We start from the raw sequence: 20,830 nt of genomic DNA on the forward strand, positions 1-20,830 counted from the left end.
CTCAAATATCCGTGGCTGTCTTGCGGCAAACATCTTCAAGAAAAAAGACACCTACCTCGTCATCAACATTAAGTGAAACCGTAATCGGCCTGTTCAAACTATCCTGAAATGCCGCGCCAGTGTCCGTACCCAGCGAACCCAACATCATCTTAATTTCACGCGCAGAGTCTTTTTTGGTGTTCTGAATTACAGTTCCGTCAGTAATGATGATGTTGTTATCAGAATTTTTCTCGGCAGCCGATCCAATAGCTTTTAACACCGTGCCAAATCCCCACCAGCCGTAGCGGTACAGCAAATGGGAGTCTACTTCACCGCTTACCGCGTTTAATGTAGTGTTTATATCCAACGCAATGGCGTTTATTGATACTGTCTCTTCTGGCAATACCAATTTATCTAACTCGATGCGCAAGAACTCTTCTTTACGCTCAAATTTGCCAATCATTTGAATATCACGCAACTTACCATTTCTGAGTGTTACAGATACTGGCCCTCCTACATCGCTATTAAGTGCGAGATCTGAGGTTGCCAAGTACTGCGAACCAGCTCGGACAACGGGTTTACATTTTTTAGTTGTAGCTGCGTTCGCAAGCTCAGAATCAGTGGCTTGACTATACGCAACGGCATTTCGCCCCTGACTCTGGACTGGCTGCTTAGCTGAATTTGATGGCGAATAATCCCATTGCACCTTGTACAAAATAGGCTTCTTAGCCTCACTTTCATTTTGAATCAATAACTCAATAAGTTTGTCAGTCTGTTGTAATTCAACATTGCCAGCTTTTTTCGTTGTTGACGAATGGTTCTCCGTTTGCGTTTCGCCAACGTCAGTCATTTTCTTTGCTTTGCTCAAAGTCGACTGCTTGGTATAAGGATTCAGAACCTCTTCTGGCTCCTCAGTCATCACAGGATGCGCGGTCGGATTGTCTTTCTGAACTTCTGGCAACGTTTCCTCATTATAACGATCTGCCTCCTGGCGCATTTGCTCACTTGTGTGAGGATTAGCAGCCGGGTTGAGACGTCCTGTACGCATAACGCCAGAGGGCTCATTCGAATGCTCGGTTTTCTTGTTCGGCAAAGTAGCCATGCCAATCACTATCGCAGCAATAACAAGAAAAAAAGCGAAAGCATAAAACCAAAGGCGCTTGCGGTTTGCTTTATTGAAGATCCCTTTAACCGCTTTACCGCCAGTAACAGCACCGACACTTTCAAACTCACCTACAGAAGCGTGCCTATCAGCATGGCTTGCGCTAAGGCCAGCGAAGTCTTCGTCAACAATCGTTTGGTCATTGGCCACGTTCAAAATCTCACTTAAAAGTCATCTGTTCATCCAGCGCTGTCGCCGGATGCTTGAGAATCTTCAACGTAACAGTCCGACCCTCTTTATTTGTTCCCAACACGGTCGTTGTCACTGGGAGTTTGTACGCCATGTAACCTGAGTTGCCGGGAGTTGCTTTCATAATTTTCGGCGAAAAGACAGCCACTGGAGTGCGCAGGATTAACTGATCTCCCTTGACCCATGCTTGGCCTTCTCCACCCTCTACAACCATAGTTTCGCTGCCTGAAGGTGTAACACCGTACAGAGCATGGTTCAAATCCATATCGGCCTCTGTACCAAGCGTGATGCCCTTGTCAGTAAATAAATCATGGGATTTAGTGTTTGGCCCCGCATCCTCTACTTTCATAGTGGCGAGCCTGTGGTACATCGCTGGCTTAGCCACCAGCAGAATCGAAATCGGCGTGGCCAGATCTTGCAAGTACACAGTGATGTTGCCAGTGACACCGTGCTTCAGGGCAGTAACAGTGAAAGAACCTGCTTGTGGATCAGAGAGTAGATCCTCTTTTGTCTCGCCCTCTTTCCCCGACTTTTCAGGCAATGCACGATCAATTTCAATCATATTTCCCAAAAAGTTCGATACTTTTCTTATTGGCCAAGGATTACCGTAGGCGTCTATAAAGGTGATCGCCGATGATTGGTATCTCGATATAAAGACCTTTGGCGCTGGCGTATCTGGAGCAAGAGTGATATCGAATGAATCTTCGATATCGAGCACATCCTGCGGTACCTCGTCCTCGGTATCGAAGACTATCGGTGCTGTGAAGGCCGCAGATTTCGTAATAATTTTTTTCCGCATCCCCAAAACCTCTTTGGGGCTGCCAACCATTATTGAATCCAGGCGCTGCTCAAGTGATGGTTGTTCTGCCTCCTCCGCCCCGGCGAGAAGTGGAAGCAAAGTAACTGCTAACAAGAGCGATTTCGCGACTAACAGCTTCATCGGGTAGGCCTCTTTGGCAGAATCTGGTATTTATCAACCCATATACCGTCGCTGCGCACGTTTAAAGAAACCCGCCGTACAAGCATTACTGCAACAAGCTCTTTGTTTACTCGTCTTTTCCCATCAATTCGGAGCCTGAAAGGAACTTCAATTTTCCACATCTGATATCCGCGCTCAGTCAACTTTGCGCCTTGAAATATTGCGCCCATAGGGCTCGCGTACATTGTTCCTTGCAATTCCTCTGTCAAAAGATCCAAGGCACCAATTTCTCTCAGCGATTGGACGAAAGACTTACGGTTAGCATCGGACAAGCAGGTCGTTTCATTCGAAACGGTCTTCTGCCAATCAACGTATGAAAGTCCGTACATTTTTTGTACGCAGTTTTCTGACCAAGCAAGGATTTCAGCTGTGTTGTAGAGAGGCTCACTGAGCAGAGGGAGGGGTCGAATGCGGCCGTCAGGGGTTTCCCCAAGCAACTTTGGCTCTGGGGTATAATGAAACAATACCAGATTGAGGATCCCTGAGATTATCAACGCTATGACCAAACCGATGATGGTCATATTTTCTGAACGTTTACGGGTCAGCGCTTCTTTACCAGCGGCTAGCAACCCAAGGACACCGGACATATCCAGGATATCTACTTCAGGCGCTCCCGTTTTTGGCGGAGGAGTTCGCTTGATTTCGGTAGGCAGCTGCTCTCTCTGGGTCATGACGCATTCTCTTTAGGCAATGGCCAGCATTCAGGCCGCAGAAAATGCCTAGTAACCTGGGTATTTGTGAGGTTTTCCGTCAGCTCAATTGATGCCAGATCGCTTGGGTGACGCCGGATAAGGGCTCTTTTTTTGGCTTGATCCCACTGACAAGAATGCGGGCTATCAGCCTCCCACTTCTTCACCAAGGAAACGGAGCATTGGTGAGCTAGCGCAAGCCTTTCACGGAACGCATCCCTTTCACCCCAAGGCAGATTCTGAACAAATTCGTGGAGATACATGTGCCACCCTCAATTTGGTACACATGGTATCTCATAATTTTTCTCTGGTGTAGTATACGAATACGGTATTTTTTTGAGGTCTTCAATGAACACTAAAAGCGCGGTTATCGGTTTGGTCATAGGGGTTGCTTTGTCGGGTGCGGCTACCTTTATCTATAATCACCAGAATTCGCCCACAAAGCCTGATGAAGCCGGCGATGGGCATGTGAAATCTGAATCCGTGAAAGCAACTTCCCCAGAACAGTCGAATTCATCGGCCGCACAAATCGCTCCCCCCGCTTCAGGTACTACTGCGTCATCCACCCTTCCCGAACCGCCTAAATCGGATTCGCAGAAGCCAGTAGAATGCTCAATCATCGCGGATGAAAAGAAGGCTGAACGGCTGATCACACGAGTATTCAAAGATGTGAAAATCTACGGTTATGACCGTGTGATCCTTTCGCCAGGTGCTAGTGTTTGCTTGCTGGAGGTTGATCTGTCGATCCTAGGCAACACCGGCTTCATGTATGTTCTTCCAAACGGTGAAGAGCTTTTGAACGGCCCTATGCTCGACAAAAGATCGCGCGTTGGAGTTCCTACCGCTGAACAGGTTGAAAATTTTGAAAATGGCCAAGTAGATATGCCCTCCAGTGCGGCCGCCTCTACCCCTCGAACTGCGCAAGCCCCTCAAGCAAGTCCCCCACCGGTGGATACGAACTCTCAAGCAACAATGCAACAGGCGAACTCATCACCAGTAGACACAAAGTTCAATACCCCCACGGAGGTTTTTCAGGCCATGAAGGCTCTCCCAGCCCTAGTGTCCGAAGGTAAAGGCCGGGCTGTTTATGTACTTCTTGATCCCCTTTGTTCCCACTGCCAGAGTTTGTTCAAGAAGAGCGGCGAACTCGCTGAGAAATATGGCATCCAGTGGCATTGGGTACCTATGTTCACAAATACGTCCGGCCATGCCATGACTGCCCTTGTCATGAAGGTTGCTGAGAAAAATCCCGAAGAAGGTCTATCGTTACTCTCAGAAATGATGAACGACAATTTCGATGTTCAGAAATATGCTGATCAATTCAGATCGCTTAAGAAAGCTGACTATGAACGACCACAACCAAACGCTCTCACCTTTCTGAAAATCCTCAAATCTTCTTCAAAAGCAGCTGGCACACCTTACGTCGCATTTGAAATCCCCGCCACGGGACAGGTCGAAGTGATTAGCGGCGAACCAGAGGAAAGTGATTTGCTCCCTCTCCTTGGTGGCGCAGATCCACAAGGTTAGGCCAAAGAGTTCAGCCAGCTCTTGTTTGAATTAGGGCTGGCCAATCTATTCCTCTAAGGTAATCGTCGAGCTGCATTCGCCCAGGCAACGTCATCAATTCAGCGAGGCAAACCCCAAACAGCTCGACCTTATCGGATCTATTTGACTGGAAAACATCAAAAGCAGATAAAACCTGAGTAACCAGATCGTTTAAACCAACACTGTTATGTTTGAATAAATCTACTAGAACGATTTCCAGATCAAACTGAGCGAACTGCCCTAAAAGCGACTCAGCTTTGACTAGCCTTCGATATACTCGCTCAGTTTCAGCATACAATGCTATCTTTCCGGGCCTCCACCCTTTTTCCATCATTTCAGAAAAAGACAAATAGCTAAGTCTCACATCATTGTTTACGACTTCTTCGAAAACAATATGATCCATACCAACAACGCAGACTAGATCTTCTTCGGTCACACTGAACAATTCACTTATTAACACTGACTGCTCAGACATGCCATCGCTTGAACCGTTGTAATCATTTATCTCAAGATATTTACCCTTTCGTTTGACCACAACAACAGCCCTCGAACCCGAAGCTAGGCGTTTCAGAAAAGATTTTGCAATCCAGGCATTGGCTTCCCTGTTAAGCGTGTCAAACCATGGGATGCTTGTCTTTAATCTCATGCAATTGTAATCATTATAACATTTAACTCTATTAAAGAGGTTAGTTATTGCTCTTGCGCTTTTAAGCTCAGCATTCGAAATTTGACCCGAATTTACCGCAGACTCGATATGCATTAAATTGTTTTCGAGCCACATACCCCATAGCTGCTTTAAGCCAAAGTTCCGAACATCTTCGATTTTGGATATTGTGATTAGAGGAAGCCACTCAATGGTCGCATTTCTGGCGTGCTTCTGCTTTTTTACTGTGCAACGCAGCAGCACAATAAACATACTACTCCCCACATCTGACTGGCACTTAACAACTGTTAAGTTTGAGTAAATCCCAAATAGATCTATGAGTGACGCACTTTCAATAACAACTGAACGATCACTAGAACTTGCTGCGCGTGTCTCGCCCTCTAAATCTTCAATAATTGCCAAGGTAGGAACGGCTTCCGTTGAGGCAAGCAACAAATTGTTGATATTGTCTAACATCGCAGCGTTCAGCCGAGTTGAATGCAAAAGAGCCTCGACATCAAGCTTAATACTTTGTTCGGTCACATCTGTTGTGAGCGGTCTATAAATAGGTGTATAGCGCGTATATGAATCTGATTCTCTGGTTAGCTCTAGCTTCTGCTGACCGTGAACGTTTCTTGATATTCTAAAATATCGACCTCTATTACCAAAATTTTCAGAACTAACTATCCTTAACTGGCTTGTTATACGATTCTCTGTGTTGGCGGCGAAGCTACTCAGTTTTTGTTGTAACAGGTATTTAATTGAACTTGAATTACTGGCGCTGTCTTTTCGCCCATCTGAATTAGACTTTGAGTATCGTCTATCTGCAAAATCTATAGCAGAAAATACATCATTAAACTGCTCACCATTAATCCCCAGAGCGTGACTTTCGAGTATTGAATCAAGTTGTCCATTCGTCAAAAGGACACTGGTTTTGAAATACAAATCTTGCTGGATAAGAGCTCTCGCTCTTTTTGATAGACTCAATATTTCTGGCACATCCTTGGTATTCCGCAGCTCATCAAATTGTTGTAGCTTGAGCGCCGAAGAGCGCATGTTGCTCATTTGATAAAGCTGAACTGCTGGATCTATCGTGTAAAATTGGCTCTGGGTAAAAAGCGAAGGATAAAACCATTCGTGCTCATCAAGTTTTGAGCAACCTAATGCTAATAGCTGAACGCCCCAAGAATCTGGGGCGTTCGCTATGATTGTGCAAATCTCTGAGTTGACAACTACCGCTGTGAAAATAGCATGTGAATGCCTAGCCCAAAGTCGATTGCGTGTGAACAACACTTACGACATCCCCATACCTTTCGAGACTGGCGCTGGACTTGTTGAACCTGATCCTGTTAGGTTCAAACTGACCGCCCTTGCAATATTCTGAATAAGATCACGCACCAGGTTCATGAGTCCGTTACTGATTCCGTCCATCTTTGATAGAAGATTTTGCCCGTTATGGGATAGCTTTTCTAACAGAGATTTATTATCTTCGGTTAGTTTCGCGATTGGCTTCAAAGCTTCATCAATGACTATTTCAGGGTCTTCACCTGATTTGATATGGTGTGCCACGTATTTCCGAGCGGAATCCCGCATTTTATCCATACTTACAATTAAGTCTGCAAAGGATTCGGCCGCGTTATTATCCCCTTCCAGGAGTTGCTTCAAAACTCCGGCGTGCTCCTCTGGTGGCAAGGTCTCTAAAGCCTTTCCTAGAACTCCCTCTTTGACTGCTTTGAGGCTCGCTTGCACATTATTAAATGCTGAAAAGTACTCCTCTGCATTACGACGCCCACGGTATTCCTTCCAAGCGTCAAAGCCAGCCTCAACACCGTTGCCGAGTACATTGAACAGCTTGGCACCTGCCATACCGACTGCGCCCACCAGCATGCTCAGGCCTGCCAATGCATTCGGCGCCTGCGGCACCATCGGTTCCTGATCATCTTGGCGTTGGTTTGGTACTTTGGCGTTTGGTTGCTTTTTAGTAACCTTTTTCGGCTCATCAGAAAAAACCTGATCGGAATCATCGTCCAGGATCGCATCTTCGTCATTTTCCTTGGATCCTTCCTCGGCGCTGATAAAGCCAGGATCGATCTTGGCCAACATGTTCCCACCAGAGAGAAGTGATTCACGCGCGCTTGACCCAGTGAAATCGCCGCCTGCAACATCCCCCAGTTCGGGCGAGGGTTCCTGACCGCTAATGCTTTCTAGATCTTTCAGGTCAACAGCTGGATCTTCCGGATGACTATCCAGCCCATGTAGCCCGAGCTGAACATGCATTGAAGACTCTAGTGCCTTCAAAGCTTCACTATTCAAGTCAATCGGTGTTTTGATCGGTGGGAGCTCGAAGGTCTGTTTCTGCTCGCCTAACTGATTAAGAGTTGAAGTACTTTCCCCCATCTCTGCCGCTTGTTCACCGAGCAGATGCTCTTGAAAGTCAGCATTTAATTGATCAAAACTATCACGGATATCACCAAGGTTTCCTTGATGTGCCGCCAAGTCATCTGCCACCATATCAAACTCTTGAGTCAAGGTAGTTGGCTCGACAATCTCTAGCTCGCCCCTAGGTATTTCTAATGCTGGCTCAGCGAGCCCTTGCACAAACACCGCTATATCATCCGCAGTTAACATCTCAAGTGTTTTCTGCGCTTCTTCGATTTTGATTGCTGAATCTGCCAATGACTCCTCTGCATCAGTCAGTGCCTGCACACCAGTTGGAGAGAAAGCTGCTATGTCCTCACCAGTCAACATGTCATCTGGCACAACAGGCAAGGACTCAGGGAACTCTTCGTTTGTTACTCTCAATTCGTCACCCATTATTGCGGTCTCCATAAGTTACTTTGCCTGCATGCCATCTTGAGAAATTTTACGACCTATATCTACAGCTGAAAGTCTGTTACTAGCTTTCACTTCAGTTTTTAACGAATAAAGCTGATTGAGAATTTCAGCCTGTAAGAAAACTTGCTCACGTTGCAAACCTTCAGGACTTGCATTGGTCGCGATACTTGTAAACCATTTAGGTGACTTGATGCGATACGTCGCCATCAGCTCATCCAGTTGAGCTGGACTTATTTTATCTCCAGCCAACAGCTTCTTATCTTCGTCTGATAAAAAGTCCTTAACATCATCCAGCATGTACCTGACATCTTTAGCGTCAATGCTCTGAAGGTTGCTTTGGAATTTTTCGTTTAGAACACCATGCGCTACTTCCATTCGCCTGTTGAGTACGATGGACTGCGCTAATTGTTGTTTCTCGTTAGGTGTACCATTTTTTTTGATACGATCAATTTCTTGCTGTGTTGGCAACGTTACTGGAAAAGGGTTAAGTAAGAGTTGCAGATCATCACGTTTCTTTGTTACGTCCGCTGTGTTTGTTACAGGAATAGGATCATCCTGCATTGCCAACTCAAACGAATCGTAGTCGTCCTCATCCATTTTCGTCAGGATGTCTTTGACGAAATAGTCCATTTTAGGCTCACCTGGTGCGAGCTGTGATGCTTTAGCATTCGACCGCTTCGTCCAGTTTCTGAAAGCCTTAGAGACTTTTTTGCCGCCGCTGGCTCCGCTGGAGCGTAGGCCAGCAGCTGCATACTGACCACATGCAGCGCGCGGCTTCGCGCCTAGCGATGGCTCCATTGCATAGCTGTTTTTGATTTTCGAATCAGCAACGGCTTTCTGCTGATCAATCCTCCCTTCCAGCCTTGCAACATAGTCCATGGCGTTCACCAGCGCCTCTGTCTGAGAACGTATTCCATCGAGTATGGAATGGGCTGCGTTGTTCGTAGCCTCTTGGCAGTTGTAACAGTAAACCGGAATACCTGTTGCCCCAGCGGTTTGAATACTCATCGCAGTAGTGAGCGCTATCCCAAGAAGCGATAACTTACAGGCCTTTGATAGCATCATTCACCTCGTTACGGATCGTGTTTTCGACTCTCGGTGTGCGATTCGCCGGGGAAGATGGGATACCTTTGATAATCTGGGTCGCATTACCTTTGGCCCCATTAATTACGCTACCAGCTGCGCTTGAAGCAGCATTTTCTACTACTTTACCGAAGTCATATTGGTCAGTTTGCAACCCACCGGTTCCATCGGTGGTACCACCTACTCCAATACCAACAATCCCAATCGGATCACTGACGTTAAATTGTGCCTGATCCGCGATTGACTGAATGTAGTTGTTAGCAGCAGTGCATGCCATATCTCGAACCTTGGTAAATATAGCCCCCATAGCTCCACCTACCGAAGGTATTCTCAGGCGAATCAATGCATCCAGTGCGTCCAATGCGGGCAAGCAAGAAGCGCTCTTTGCAGTCGGGGCATTTTTAATCGTTTTCCCCATGTACTGGTCATAAACCTTAAGGCTAAGGTCGTCCATCTTCTTTCGCTGTTCTTTCATAACGTTGTCTAAGTCACAGTCAACGGTTGATGCTGCCTGGGCGGTAAAACTTAGCGCGAGAATGCCTAAGATAGCCAACACTCTAAAAATAATCATTCTTCCATTCCCTGCTTTACAAGTTGAATGTCACTGAATATCCTTTTTGAACGTTCAGGCGAAAATACCAACGCAAGTAATTCGTTTCGTTGAATGATTATAAGACGCTCGTAAAAGAGGCTACTATATTTTGCAGCTGTACCGCCTAGCCGGGATAAAGCGTTAATTAAACGCTGGACTACACCCGAATGTCGCCGCTCCATCATTTCAACAACACGTAAAAACCTGCTCGATTCCAACAATGCAAGCAGCTCAGCAATATTCCCTACGTTCTGCCCGGTGGTGAAAGCCTCAGCCAATCGACTGTCCTCTACCAACTCGATGAATTTGAGCAAAAGCTCAAGCAAAGGCTCATCAGGATCAACAGTGAAGCCCTCGTCCCGTTCATCCATCTGTGCAAGCAATCTACCGAGGGGGCCGCTCACGCCCATCCAGTATTCGGCCAGCTCCTCTGAGCCGAGTAGCTGCCGAGCACGAGCATTCTCACCGTTCATGCATAAGTCTCATTGATAAAAACTCTGGTATGGTTATCCTATACCAGAGTTTACGCGATTCCAAACCTACAGGACGTCACCCATGACTGAACATGCTGTGCAGGAAGCACCTCAAGCTTCGACTGACGCAGAAAAACCCTCGCGCACCAAGAGATTCGGGCGATTCTTGGTGTGGTATGTGGGTTGGGAGCGACTGAAAAAAAATGCTGCGATTGTCCGGAATCGCGCTTCCATGCCCCTGCTTCGCCAAGTGCTCAAGTCAGCACGTTCTGGCTATACGCCGACGCCTGCCGCAGATCTGGAGACGGATGTCTTGGCTAGGTCTGTGTTCGGCCATGGCTTCATACTCGTAGTCGCCATTCCAGCACTGTTGTGGACTTTGATGAATCTTGGGCGGGGAATTGCGCTCCTTGTCCAGTACGGCAGAATCGGTACCAATGACTACCTGCTTGTAAGCGTACCCCTGACTCTGTATCTAGGGATGCGTATTCTCATCAGCGCAAAGTCACTTTCTGTTTTCCGGAATGAGCTGTCTTCCAGAGAAGCTCAAGGAAGGCAATCTTGACCTTCTTAGTGAGAATATTCCTCCTCTCTGTTTTCATGACAGGTATAGCTCATGCAGATCAAGGGCTATCCGGAGAGATCAATGCTCTTGCCCATTTGACCCTAAGCGAAGACCTGGGACAGCAGATAATCAAATTTATCGCGGGGGGCGGGTATGACTCTTACACCACCCCTTCCCTGCTTAGCACAATCTCCAGATATCTCAACACCATCGCCCTCTGCATGATGGGATGGCTTACGGTTCTCGGAGGCGCAACCTACGTAATTCAAACCGCAAACAAGGGTACTCCTGGTGGCCAAGTTATCTCTTCTTTCTGGATGCCCATCAGGATTTCCACAGCTCTTATCCTCCTGATTCCAGTACCTAGTGGTGGTGGTTACTCGATGATCCAATATGGGGTCATTACCGTAGCGGAAAAAGGAAATGCCGTGGGAGGGGCAGTTCAAGCTGTTGGTATCGATTACCTATATAATTTCGGAGCGTATAAGCCGTCATCGGTGCCTGACGGTAGCTCATTCATACTCGACTGGGTTTCGAGCGAGGTCTGCCAGAAATACATCAACGGCTATACAAATAGCAACACCATAGTCGCCAATCAAAATCAGTCCTCGGTCGGGGATCTCTACAGAACGTCGCTATCTTATGACTACAACGAAGTAGCCGAGGGCTTTACGAAGAATAATCCCCGGCTTGGATATTGCGGGTCGATCTCCTTTACCCTCGCAAAAGAGTCTGTAGGTGAATCGGACCGATACGTTGAATTCGGAAATGTTCGTGCGTTTCCTACCCAAGAGTTATTAACCGCGCAAAGCAACATCATTCGGAGTCTTAAGCCAAAGATTTCATCGATTGCTGACGCAATTTTGAGCGACGAGGGAGCACTTCGGGCCCTACAGGAGCAGGGTGAATCGGCTCAAAGTACATATGAAAGTGCCCAAGCCCAGGTAGCCGGAAAAATATCCGGATCAGTTGGAACCTACAGTTCAGCAGTCACGCAGTACAACCAGCTCGTGGCCGGTGCGATTCAAAAATATGTGAACATGAATGCTGAGTCCGTATCAGGTGGAAACTGGGCCGAGCAAACCAAACAAATGGGTTGGGTCGGACTCGGAACCATCTTCTGGCAAGTGAACGTTAGTCAGTCACGCGTCAACGCTCTCGGTGCAGCCTTCAAAGCCACATATACACCACCGGCTTTAGATAAAGATTGGACTGAGGATGTCCGTCTTGCTGAAATCAGCCAACGCCTTGGCGGATTGGCACGTAAGGTGGCAGCGGGTGACTCGGGGAAATACTCACTCAACAATGTTCCTGACCTATCTATCGCGGACGCGGGGGCGGATGGCAACTTTGATTGGCCTAAGGTCTTCATATACCGCGTAAGCTCCTATTTGTTCGAGAGCATGGCTTTCGACGGAGGCAACTCAGACCTACTCGTCAATATGCAATACTACGGGGCAGCCCTGAATACAACTGCTGAAACGCTGGTATGGCTCAGGATCATTGGCAAGAACATCGCGATTGGGGCGCTGAAAGCTGTAGAAAAGACAGCTGACACAGTTGGGAACACAGTCGGAATTATTCCTGGTGTGGGCAACTTAATTAAGGCTGGGCTAGCTGGTGTATCGACATTCGCTGCTACGACTTTAGTTGGCATTATTGGGGATTTAGCTGAGTTTCTTGGCCAAATTATCCTCTACCTCATTATCGTGGGATTCATCCTTGCGGTTGTCCTGCCTACGATCCCCCTTGTGTTTTGGTTCATGGGTGTTATTTCGTGGTTCCTCTTTTTCATAGAATGCTTGCTAATCAGCCCGACTTGGCTCGCCGCCCATGGCACTGCTGAAAAGGAGGGATGGGGGACGGAGCACACCCGGCAGGGTTATATGCTGATGATCGGATTATTCATGGCCCCCACCATCCGTGTATCGGCCTTCCTGGCGGTTTTCCTAGCTCTGCGGCCGCTGGGTGTTTTTGTTGAAATGATGATTCAATATCTACGCGGAGTAGTTGTGCATGGCCCTGCAATGCTCACAATCCAGCTTGGCACAATTGGATTGGTGGCAATCTTTGCGTATACGGGGATGGTACGAATATTCTCGTTACCCAACGAAATGTTTGAGAAAGGACTTCGATGGGTCAATGGTGGCCAAGAAGTCACTGGAGACAGCGGCGCAGAGCAACAAACCCGAAGCAACATGGTCATGCTCGGTACGAAGGGCGAGCAGGCTGGTGGAGCGCTTACCAGATCGAAACCAACTGGCGGTGCACCAAAAGCACCTACGAATGCTTGATTCTGAGTGGGCTATGGCAGCGTAGCCTCCTCTTTAGCAATGTACTCGTATTGTTTAAAAATCCCGCCCAACAAAAAGCCCCAGCATAGGGGCTTTTTTTTTACTCAGCATTTTTCAACCTGGCGACTATTAGTGGGACATTTCCATTGGGATGAAGATCACGATACAGATCAACGAGATGATGATCACCAACCAGCCAAACCCGGCATTCGACGAACCACCACCGTGTGGCCCAGAGCGCGAGAAGCTTGAGCGATTGAAAACCTCGCCTCGCAAAAGTTGGGATGAAAATGCCTTGTTATGGATCGAGCGCCACGCACCCAAAGACAGGAATTTACCAACCAGGATCGCCACAATGTAAAAGCAAACCAGGCCGAGCAAGTACTCTTTCATGAAAATTGTGATCATAACCTTAAGCTCCAAATATTCTCATGCCGTAGCCAAACGCAAAGCCGATCGCACCGGCTAGGCCGGAAACAGAAACCAAACCCATTCCATTCCACTTGCCTGAAGGCATAACCATTTCAGCGCCCATTCCCAAACTTGTAAAAAAGTATGCTTTTGGGGCCAACCATGCAGCTAGAAACACCGTTGAAACCAAACCCACCCAGTCATTGAGCACTGGATTGGAAAAAACAGTATCCATGAGAAACATGTGCGTTCCGCCGTAGCCGTTGTGAACGACACCCGATAAGAAACGGTAGTTAACAAACAGAATCGTGTATGCAATCAGGAGGGTCACAAGTGTCGAATGAATTTTCCAGAATGCATGCTGGGATTCTCGACCAAGGTACCAAGACCATTTGCCTGGGTTTCCACGAACCGACAACTTGCCCGTGCTGAGTGCAGCAAACGCCCCTACCCTGCCGTCGACAGTCCAAAAGTAGCTTTTCTCCCAAGGGCAACTCACGCGCTCCTCGGCCGGGGCGGTGGCAATTTTATTCAGCGTTTCCCGAATCACTTCACTAGTCATAACGATATTCTCCTATCACACGCAAGCATTGTAATTGGCATGACTTGATTAAGCAATGAAATATTGTAGAATTGGCTAAATATTTTGGAGGAGGTTCTAATGCCCATAACAAGTCCAAGCAGTAACGCCGGTCGTAAGAGCCTCGGTGATGCTAGCTATATCACCCTCACCTTCACAGCGACCGCCTTCGGAAAGATTGACGAAGGTGCTAAATTGCAGGCACAGGTTACGGGGAAGAAAGCATCCAGGGCATCATGGTTCCGGTTTCTCCTCGATCAATTCGCTGATCGACCTCCATTAAAGATTTTGACTCTTGAAGAGCTGCAAGCTAAATGGCCAACTGATGACTATCTTGTTCCAGAATCTCAGATAACAATTCTTTTGACAAAGGATCAAATAATCTTGATTCGTCAGATCGAGTGCGCAATACAGTCCTTGGACTGGTCAAGGCATCTTTACCGAAACGAAGTCTGCTCTATCCTTGTTGAGAACGAGGGCCCCTCACTCAACCATTTTCTAAGCATGAAAAAAAAGAGCGGCTAACTAAGCCGCTCCCTCTTACATGACTTGGAAAGTTCTCGGTATTCGCCTATCTTCGCTTCCCTGCACAGGCGCAATGTCAGTTACAGCGTGCAGGATCTGCTCTGCCCCTGGTCGATTCACCTCCCGACCCACCTCAGATGTCACTGATGACAAATTTTCGTAGGCGGGTGCAGGTGCAGGTGCAGGTGCAGGTGCAGGTGCAGGTGCAGGTGCAGGTGCAGGTGCAGGTGCAGGTGCAGGCTGGGGCGATAACGCTGGAGCAACAACTTCTCTTTCAGGTTGCTGGTTGCGGACGTTCATAGCCCCGGCATCAGGCTGTATAGGTGAGCCGGCATGAAGAGTTTGCCCAAACTCTCCCGCATTTGACTCCCGACTAAATTTCTCTAACACAGCCCTTTTGATGTAATCATCTGCCAACCCCAAATCGTCAAGCTTCTTAAGATTGGATACCAATCGACGCAGCAGCTCTGATTCTGGACTCGTGGCATGTTCTGGTGCTGAGAATCGAACGCGCTTTCGGAAGTCTAAATGCTCCATAGGAATACCATTCGCTCTCAGCAAAATTGCATGTACTTGAGAGCTCCACGTGCATTCGAGAACTCGTCCAGGAAGACAGCGTTTGGCAACATTTTTTGCAACCACTGACGGAAGACAATTGAACCACCGCCCACAATGATGATTGCCTGGTAGGCATTTATGTTTGCCAACTTGGTTTTCACGTAATTGGTAATGCGCTCAGCTGTTCCACGACAGGCTTGCTCCTGCTCGCTAGTCATGTCGCGCGTCGAGCTCTGATAGTAAATTTGACCTTTTTCCAGGGCTGTTTGCACGACTTGGGTCGGCAGGGCACTGTCCAGACCATCTTCAATAACCTTCTCTGCGACCAAACGTTCCTTCATCAGCTTTTCCAATGCGTCAATTGCATCGAGTACACCCACCCGCTCGGTACCGGAGTGTTGCTGATCAATCATCAAACCGCTGCTGTCAACGTTCAAGGAAACAACGTCTGTGGTGCTACCCCCGATATCAACGACCGCAACATGCCCCGTCACGAGTTCGCCGCCCTTGGTCATCGTTCCATTATCGTTGAAAGCAAAATCGAAATATGCGGCAAGAGCCTCCGAGAAACACGTGCCCTCACGAATATCGACTATCTGGTCGACCTTACCTTCTACTATCACTTTTCGGTCATGGCCCACGAAGTTCGAAATCGTCGAGTCTTTACGATCAGCCCGGATCACCCCCTTCTCGTTGAAATAATCTCGAAATGGAAGAGTGACGCCCAGCTTTATAGGTCTATTGATGAGCCCCGCTTTCACCAAGGCGTGTGTTACAAGCACACGGTTGGCAACGCTGGTTGGATAGCCTTCATTGCGAAGCTGAAGAGGTGTACGCACCGACGCGCCACAGAAATATAACTGCCCGTCGACCTGGTAGGTATCGATTGGCGTCCCCACGGCGTCCGCTCGATGCCCCATTTCAATGAGTGTTGGTACCTTCAGGGTTTTGATTTCGCCATTTTCGAACCAGGCGAGCTTATGCGCAGCATAGCCATTGTCATTCACCACGTTGGTGATCTCTGGGGTTTTCTTCGACATGAGAATTCCTTAATTAATTTTATGACGGCGAAGGATCGCGCGAGCTGTTAATCGGTACCGGTACTTTCCGGCAAGGCGAGTTCGTAATCGTTTGTAAGCAATTCCAAGCGTCCATCCGCGCCGCTCCAGAAGCACTAGTGCAAAAAATGAGGCAGCTACGATTTTCACAGTTATTAAAAACGGGAAGACTGGCAAAAGCAGTACAGGGATCATCGCTGACGTGTGCGCTTCAAAAATCTTGAAAGAGATTTTTGACTGCTTTGATGCATGAGCCGCGATAACGGGGCCGTCCTCATCCTCCAATCGCTGAACGATCATAAAGATGCCTCCTCTTCCTTTATCTCGCTCTCCAACATCACCATTTCATCATCATGAATAAGTCCCTTCTCGTATTGTGAGCAGGCATCTACCCATAAAGCCCTTCCACGCTCTTTCACGTAATTCGCCATTTTGCGTGGCAGGGCATCGATAGGTGTTCGTATAAGATCGGATCGGATGTCTTGAGTTAGCTCCAGCCACGATCTGACCGGAGCACGGCCAACTGTGGGCGTGCGAAGAAGCCGCTGGTGAACGATGGCTCGACAGCTTGTAATGAGCGCATTGGTGATTCGAACACGGCCATTTTCGCCAAACTCATCGGCCATCCGTGGGATCGCACTGTCCACACTCAATGTATGGGTGGTTGTGTAGACCAAGTGGCCCGTACGAGCGGATGTGACGGCAGCATCAATTGTTTCTCGGTCACGGGCCTCACCGTAAACAATGACATGTGGGTGACGGCGCAGAGCGTTTCGACCTGCTAACCCAAAGCTATGCAGATGACCACCGTGTAATTCGTTGATCTCCGTTTGGGCAATCACACCGGTCTGATCTGGAATAGCATGAAGATCATTTTCGATTGGTTGGTAGTAGGTGAGTATCCGACGCCCATTCGGCTGAGTTGCGAGTTCCCGCACCGTGGAGTCAAGGAGAGTTGTCTTACCCGAGCCGGTAGGCCCACAGACCAGTATCAAACCAATTTTCGGTGTGAGTATGTTTTGCAGTTCAATTGGAATGCCGAGCTCATCGTGGGTCGGAGGACATTTACCCATCGGTCTAAACGTGATGTCCAGACCTTCGCCTTGCCAAGGGCCCAGGCAGCCGGTGACATTGACCCGGAACCGCAAATAGGTGCCTCGGTCAACCTCAATGGCATAAGTGAAGTCGCGATCACTACCACGGCTTAAGTCCAAGCGAGCGTTATCATCCTTCAACATGTCGTTCAGCAGGTCGCCCAGTTCCTGATAATGCAAAGGGCGTAAGCCTATGTAGTGAACACTTTCTGACCACATTACAGACGCTGGATAGCCAACTGAAAGGAATACGTCCTCAGCCTTGATGGAAAAGGCATGCTTCAAAAGCTCAAACAGATCTTCACGTCTGTATATATGTGGCTCTGAAAATGGAAGCTGCACCCTGGTGATCGACTCTTCAAAGCTCAACCCCGAAAAATCGACAAAGGGAAGAACATTGGCTACCGAGTCCATATAGGCTTCCACTCGGATGCTTGCTTGTAATTCGCGCTGCCCGAAATCGTGTAGATGACCTCACCTACGTTCATCGAGCGGCCGTTGAACGTCACCTGGTTGTTGACGACCTTGAGAGCGGCTGGAGAGATTGCGCCATTATCAACCAGCACTTTATACGTGTTCCGACAAGCCACATCTTTTTCAAGTGCAGCCAGCCGGTCGCTGTAAATCATATCGGCTTGAGACACCCCGGCGCTCCAACCTTCTTTGACGCCATCTTCCCATGCTTTTACCTCGGCGTCGGTGCGAGGCCTCAAGGAGTGGTGAGGTGGTTCCGGATAGGAGTATTCCTGCCAAAGGTAGTCCCGCCAGGTGGGAACAACAGAGATCAGTTTTGCTTCGGCCGCGATAGTGATCTGCTCTTTGACCTCCCGCACCTCCCCCTTTTCCTCATCGTTTATGAACAAATTAGGGGTTTTGAGAACGCAGGGAATCAACACTCGGCCATCGTTAACGAATCCGGCAAAATTGAACACCACGTTCATCTCGGGTTCGTTCTTGTTGAGGTACCTCATGATCAATCCATAACGCCAAGCAAGCCCGCTTTGCGCACCTGACCGCATCGCCTCTTGTCGCAAGGCTTTCACACGCAGGCCTTTTCCACCGCCAAGATCGATTTCCTCCCCCATATCACCACCTCGCAAAGACTCCAGCTGCACGAGCTCAGGTGGCTTTGCTTGCGTGCTCGGCGGAGGAATGTGAGCAGTTTGAAAATCCATCGTGACTCTCTTATTGAATAATTAATCCGTAGTCATTCTATACCGACAACACCCCTCAAACAACTATCTGCCCCCTTTTTGACCCTGCTGGCCAATTTGCCCAAATTGATCAGGCAACCCAAGAATTATTGCCTGCCTGGGCCCGGCTAGCCCGTCTTGGCCATTTTGGCCACTACGCCCTTACTCCATGCTGCCCTCCCCTCCCGTCCCGCCCAAATTGCCCAGAACGCCCTGAAAGGCTGCTTCAATATGGGCTTTAGTGGTTCACACCTCTCTTTTTGCGAACGCGTCGATTAGGTCAAACCGGAAACCAATTGTTTCCAACATTCATGGCGGTCAATGGAAACCATTTCCAGCCCTTCGCCCCTCCCCTGGCGTAGCCAGCACCTTGAGGTACTGATCTACAAAGGGACAAAATCAGGGCGCAAAATTCGTTTTTTAAAATGGTATTATTCCGTTGTACCTGTCACTGGACAGACAGGGTTGTGCGCTCTGGATGGTTGGTTTGGTACCGGCCTCTGGACGCTCTTAAAGTGTCCCATCTCTATTCGGGGGGTAGGTATTGGGGTGGTACAACCCAATGCGTACACGCCGACTCGCCGCCGACATATAAATCGTTGTCGAGGGTGTCATCGTGATCAGTACGAGGTCTGAAACAAATGGATGAGGCCATCAAATCCAGAGCAATGGGGCTTCTTTCTCGGTATCGAGAGGAATCCCTCGGAAACGAAGTTCTTGATGAGTCGCTTGACGGACTGATTGAGTGGCTGAATAAGAAAGCGCCGGATCTCTCGGCAACGACTGCAAAGTGCTACCGAAAATGGTTAGCCGCTTATCTGGAGCACACAAAACATCCCGAGGCTGACAGGATACGGTTCTGGATACCCACCGGTAGCAGAGATGAAGCGCTTCATCTCGACTCCGAAGAAGCTTCCCTCGTAGCCGAGCATGTTCGGGTGGGCGGCGTCCGTACAAACGACACCTACTACGCATACATGCCAGAAGAAAGTATGCGCGTGGTCTTGACCGAGCTCTCGGGGACGAGGAAATCCGGTACCGCAAAATACGCCAGCGGTATCGAAACCGCGTTGTTTTTGATATCGACGATGATGACCGGGCTGCGGCCGGTGGAATGGCAGCATGCGGAGATCCATGAGCAATATTACGATCCGCACACGGTTGTTACGCTGGGCCCTGTGATGCATGTCGTCACGGCCAAACAAGACAAACGTCGGGAAGATAATCCACTTCGGGGGTATAGGCTGTTAGTCCTGAACGAATGGAGTGCGGATCAGATCGATCAGTTGCGCGGATTCATGGAACTAGTGCCAAAGGATGATGAAGGTTTCCGGCGATTCTATGACCGATGCAGAAAGACCTTGGCGAGGGTTTGGAAAAAAATCAAAGATGACCCGGCGATTTTCGTTCACGAAGAGCTTTCCTCGGCAGCGAAGAAGAAAGTCGGCGGCGAGGGAGTCTCGTTAGCGATATACAGTTGCCGCCATATTTTTGCCGAGGAGATCCGGAGATCACGAAGGTATACCCGTTTCGAATTGGCGGCGTTGCTGGGGCATTCAATGCTGACGAATCAGAAGTACTACGGGCCAAGGACGCGGGATTCTCGGACGTATGATTTCTCGTTGCCGAAGGCTTGGCCAGGCGATGCCGAGGAAATATCCCTGTGGGATCGAAGACACAATCCGATGGCACATATGTCGAGGCAAGGCTTGCTTCAACTCGGAAACGAAGAGCCTGAGGACGTGGTAGAGCGACGTGATGGGGTAGCAGGGTTCTTCATGCGTTGAGGTGCTGCCGGGGATTGAAACGGATTGATGTGTTACGCGAAGCGTAAAACGTTGTGGTAGATCATAGGGCTGGCGCATAGCTCACCGCCGAGCGCAGCGAGGCGGACGCGCGAAAAGTCACACCCATCCCCCTTCTCAATCAGATAGCCGTAAACAGAGCGCCGAGACGGTCGTCACCCAACGCGGTGCGACGTGCCACGAGAGGTTTCGAGTCATGCTGCGCATGAGGAGAAACCGGTACCGGCTGAAGATGACGCCGAGCGAAGCGAGGCCGGCGCGCAAAAATCCACCCACCCCCACCTGGAGTGATCGAGGTCGTCAGTGCGCGATGGCGATCACAGGCCAACGTGGTGCATCGTGCCACGCGAGGTTTCGAGTCATGCTGCGCATGAGGAGAAACCGGTACCGGCTGAAGGTGACGCCGAGCGAAGCGAGGCCGGCGCGCAAAAAATCCACCCCACCCTCACCTGGAGTGATCGAGGTCGTCAGTGCGCGATGACGATCACAGGCCAACGTGGTGCATCGTGCCACGCGAGGTTTCGAGTCATGCTGCGCATGAGGAGAAACCGGTACCGGCTGAAGGTGACGCCGAGCGA

The 20,830-nt window shown here is 49.0% G+C and carries 20 protein-coding genes; 5 read left to right on the forward strand and 15 right to left on the reverse strand.

Going from position 1 to position 20,830, the window contains the following annotated elements; all coding sequences use genetic code 11:
* Position 1: 1 nt before the first annotated feature.
* Genes ACIQY3_RS11735 through ACIQY3_RS11745 form a run of 3 tightly spaced genes read right to left on the reverse strand, consistent with a single transcriptional unit; the run spans position 2 to position 2,980 of the window.
* The gene (locus tag ACIQY3_RS11735) at positions 2-1,291 is read right to left on the reverse strand and encodes a DotG/IcmE/VirB10 family protein (RefSeq protein WP_403019490.1); all 1,290 of its coding nucleotides are present in this window, start codon (positions 1,289-1,291) and stop codon (positions 2-4) included.
* Between the two features lie 10 nt (positions 1,292-1,301).
* Complete coding sequence (locus ACIQY3_RS11740) at positions 1,302-2,270, reverse strand: DotH/IcmK family type IV secretion protein (protein WP_403019491.1); 969 nt, start codon at positions 2,268-2,270, stop codon at positions 1,302-1,304.
* Positions 2,267-2,980, reverse strand: coding sequence for a DotI/IcmL family type IV secretion protein (locus ACIQY3_RS11745; RefSeq protein ID WP_403019493.1), 714 nt, complete (start codon positions 2,978-2,980; stop codon positions 2,267-2,269). Before ACIQY3_RS11745 ends, ACIQY3_RS11740 begins: the two co-directional genes overlap by 4 nt.
* A gap of 366 nt (positions 2,981-3,346) precedes the next feature.
* Here ACIQY3_RS11745 and ACIQY3_RS11750 point away from each other — a divergent pair, with 366 nt between their 5' ends.
* A complete protein-coding gene (locus tag ACIQY3_RS11750) occupies positions 3,347-4,525 on the forward strand; it encodes a hypothetical protein (protein WP_403019494.1) in 1,179 nt (392 codons plus the stop codon).
* Positions 4,526-4,535: 10 nt separating this feature from the next.
* Here the strand turns inward: ACIQY3_RS11750 and ACIQY3_RS11755 are convergent, their stop codons facing one another.
* The 5 genes from ACIQY3_RS11755 to ACIQY3_RS11775 are packed head-to-tail and all read right to left on the reverse strand — an operon-like array spanning position 4,536 to position 10,169.
* The gene (locus tag ACIQY3_RS11755) at positions 4,536-6,479 is read right to left on the reverse strand and encodes a hypothetical protein (RefSeq protein WP_403019495.1); all 1,944 of its coding nucleotides are present in this window, start codon (positions 6,477-6,479) and stop codon (positions 4,536-4,538) included.
* A complete protein-coding gene (locus tag ACIQY3_RS11760) occupies positions 6,480-8,000 on the reverse strand; it encodes a hypothetical protein (protein WP_403019496.1) in 1,521 nt (506 codons plus the stop codon). It lies immediately after the preceding gene.
* A gap of 18 nt (positions 8,001-8,018) precedes the next feature.
* Entirely contained in the window at positions 8,019-9,086 is a 1,068-nt protein-coding gene (locus ACIQY3_RS11765) for a hypothetical protein (RefSeq protein WP_403019498.1), read from the reverse strand.
* The gene (locus ACIQY3_RS11770) at positions 9,064-9,675 is read right to left on the reverse strand and encodes a hypothetical protein (protein ID WP_403019499.1); all 612 of its coding nucleotides are present in this window, start codon (positions 9,673-9,675) and stop codon (positions 9,064-9,066) included. The genes ACIQY3_RS11765 and ACIQY3_RS11770 overlap by 23 nt, the downstream gene beginning before the upstream one ends.
* Positions 9,672-10,169 (reverse strand): hypothetical protein, encoded by a 498-nt coding sequence (locus ACIQY3_RS11775; RefSeq protein ID WP_403019501.1) that lies wholly within the window; start codon positions 10,167-10,169, stop codon positions 9,672-9,674. The genes ACIQY3_RS11770 and ACIQY3_RS11775 overlap by 4 nt, the downstream gene beginning before the upstream one ends.
* Positions 10,170-10,251: 82 nt before the next feature.
* On the opposite strand from ACIQY3_RS11775, the gene ACIQY3_RS11780 reads away from it, so the two are divergent.
* Both ACIQY3_RS11780 and ACIQY3_RS11785 read left to right on the forward strand, forming a co-directional pair.
* A complete protein-coding gene (locus ACIQY3_RS11780) occupies positions 10,252-10,734 on the forward strand; it encodes a hypothetical protein (RefSeq protein WP_403019503.1) in 483 nt (160 codons plus the stop codon).
* Positions 10,731-13,028, forward strand: coding sequence for a DotA/TraY family protein (locus ACIQY3_RS11785; RefSeq protein WP_403019505.1), 2,298 nt, complete (start codon positions 10,731-10,733; stop codon positions 13,026-13,028). The genes ACIQY3_RS11780 and ACIQY3_RS11785 overlap by 4 nt, the downstream gene beginning before the upstream one ends.
* A gap of 129 nt (positions 13,029-13,157) precedes the next feature.
* On the opposite strand, the gene ACIQY3_RS11790 is transcribed toward ACIQY3_RS11785, so the two are convergent.
* Entirely contained in the window at positions 13,158-13,436 is a 279-nt protein-coding gene (locus ACIQY3_RS11790) for a hypothetical protein (RefSeq protein WP_403019506.1), read from the reverse strand.
* A gap of 4 nt (positions 13,437-13,440) precedes the next feature.
* Positions 13,441-14,001, reverse strand: coding sequence for a hypothetical protein (locus tag ACIQY3_RS11795; protein ID WP_403019507.1), 561 nt, complete (start codon positions 13,999-14,001; stop codon positions 13,441-13,443).
* A gap of 99 nt (positions 14,002-14,100) precedes the next feature.
* Between ACIQY3_RS11795 and ACIQY3_RS11800 the strand changes: the two genes are divergently transcribed.
* On the forward strand, positions 14,101-14,544 hold the full coding sequence (locus tag ACIQY3_RS11800; protein ID WP_403019508.1) for a hypothetical protein: 444 nt from the start codon (positions 14,101-14,103) through the stop codon (positions 14,542-14,544).
* A gap of 140 nt (positions 14,545-14,684) precedes the next feature.
* Here the strand turns inward: ACIQY3_RS11800 and ACIQY3_RS11805 are convergent, their stop codons facing one another.
* From ACIQY3_RS11805 to ACIQY3_RS11825, 5 genes are all read right to left on the reverse strand, one after another.
* The gene (locus ACIQY3_RS11805) at positions 14,685-14,807 is read right to left on the reverse strand and encodes a hypothetical protein (protein ID WP_403019510.1); all 123 of its coding nucleotides are present in this window, start codon (positions 14,805-14,807) and stop codon (positions 14,685-14,687) included.
* 291 nt (positions 14,808-15,098) lie between these two features.
* The gene (parM, locus tag ACIQY3_RS11810) at positions 15,099-16,142 is read right to left on the reverse strand and encodes a plasmid segregation protein ParM domain-containing protein (RefSeq protein WP_403019511.1); all 1,044 of its coding nucleotides are present in this window, start codon (positions 16,140-16,142) and stop codon (positions 15,099-15,101) included.
* Positions 16,143-16,151: 9 nt separating this feature from the next.
* A complete protein-coding gene (locus ACIQY3_RS11815; protein ID WP_403019512.1) occupies positions 16,152-16,460 on the reverse strand; it encodes a hypothetical protein in 309 nt (102 codons plus the stop codon).
* Positions 16,457-17,668, reverse strand: a complete 1,212-nt coding sequence (locus ACIQY3_RS11820) for a type IV pilus twitching motility protein PilT (protein ID WP_403019513.1) — start codon at positions 17,666-17,668, stop codon at positions 16,457-16,459. The genes ACIQY3_RS11815 and ACIQY3_RS11820 overlap by 4 nt, the downstream gene beginning before the upstream one ends.
* Positions 17,656-18,429, reverse strand: a complete 774-nt coding sequence (locus ACIQY3_RS11825) for a type IV secretory system conjugative DNA transfer family protein (protein WP_403019514.1) — start codon at positions 18,427-18,429, stop codon at positions 17,656-17,658. Before ACIQY3_RS11825 ends, ACIQY3_RS11820 begins: the two co-directional genes overlap by 13 nt.
* Before the next feature lie 659 nt (positions 18,430-19,088).
* Here ACIQY3_RS11825 and ACIQY3_RS11830 point away from each other — a divergent pair.
* Entirely contained in the window at positions 19,089-20,234 is a 1,146-nt protein-coding gene (locus ACIQY3_RS11830) for a hypothetical protein (RefSeq protein ID WP_403019516.1), read from the forward strand.
* Positions 20,235-20,830: the final 596 nt, after the last annotated feature.

Source organism: Pseudomonas sp. NPDC096950, assembly GCF_044762525.1.
GTDB lineage: Bacteria > Pseudomonadota > Gammaproteobacteria > Pseudomonadales > Pseudomonadaceae > Aquipseudomonas.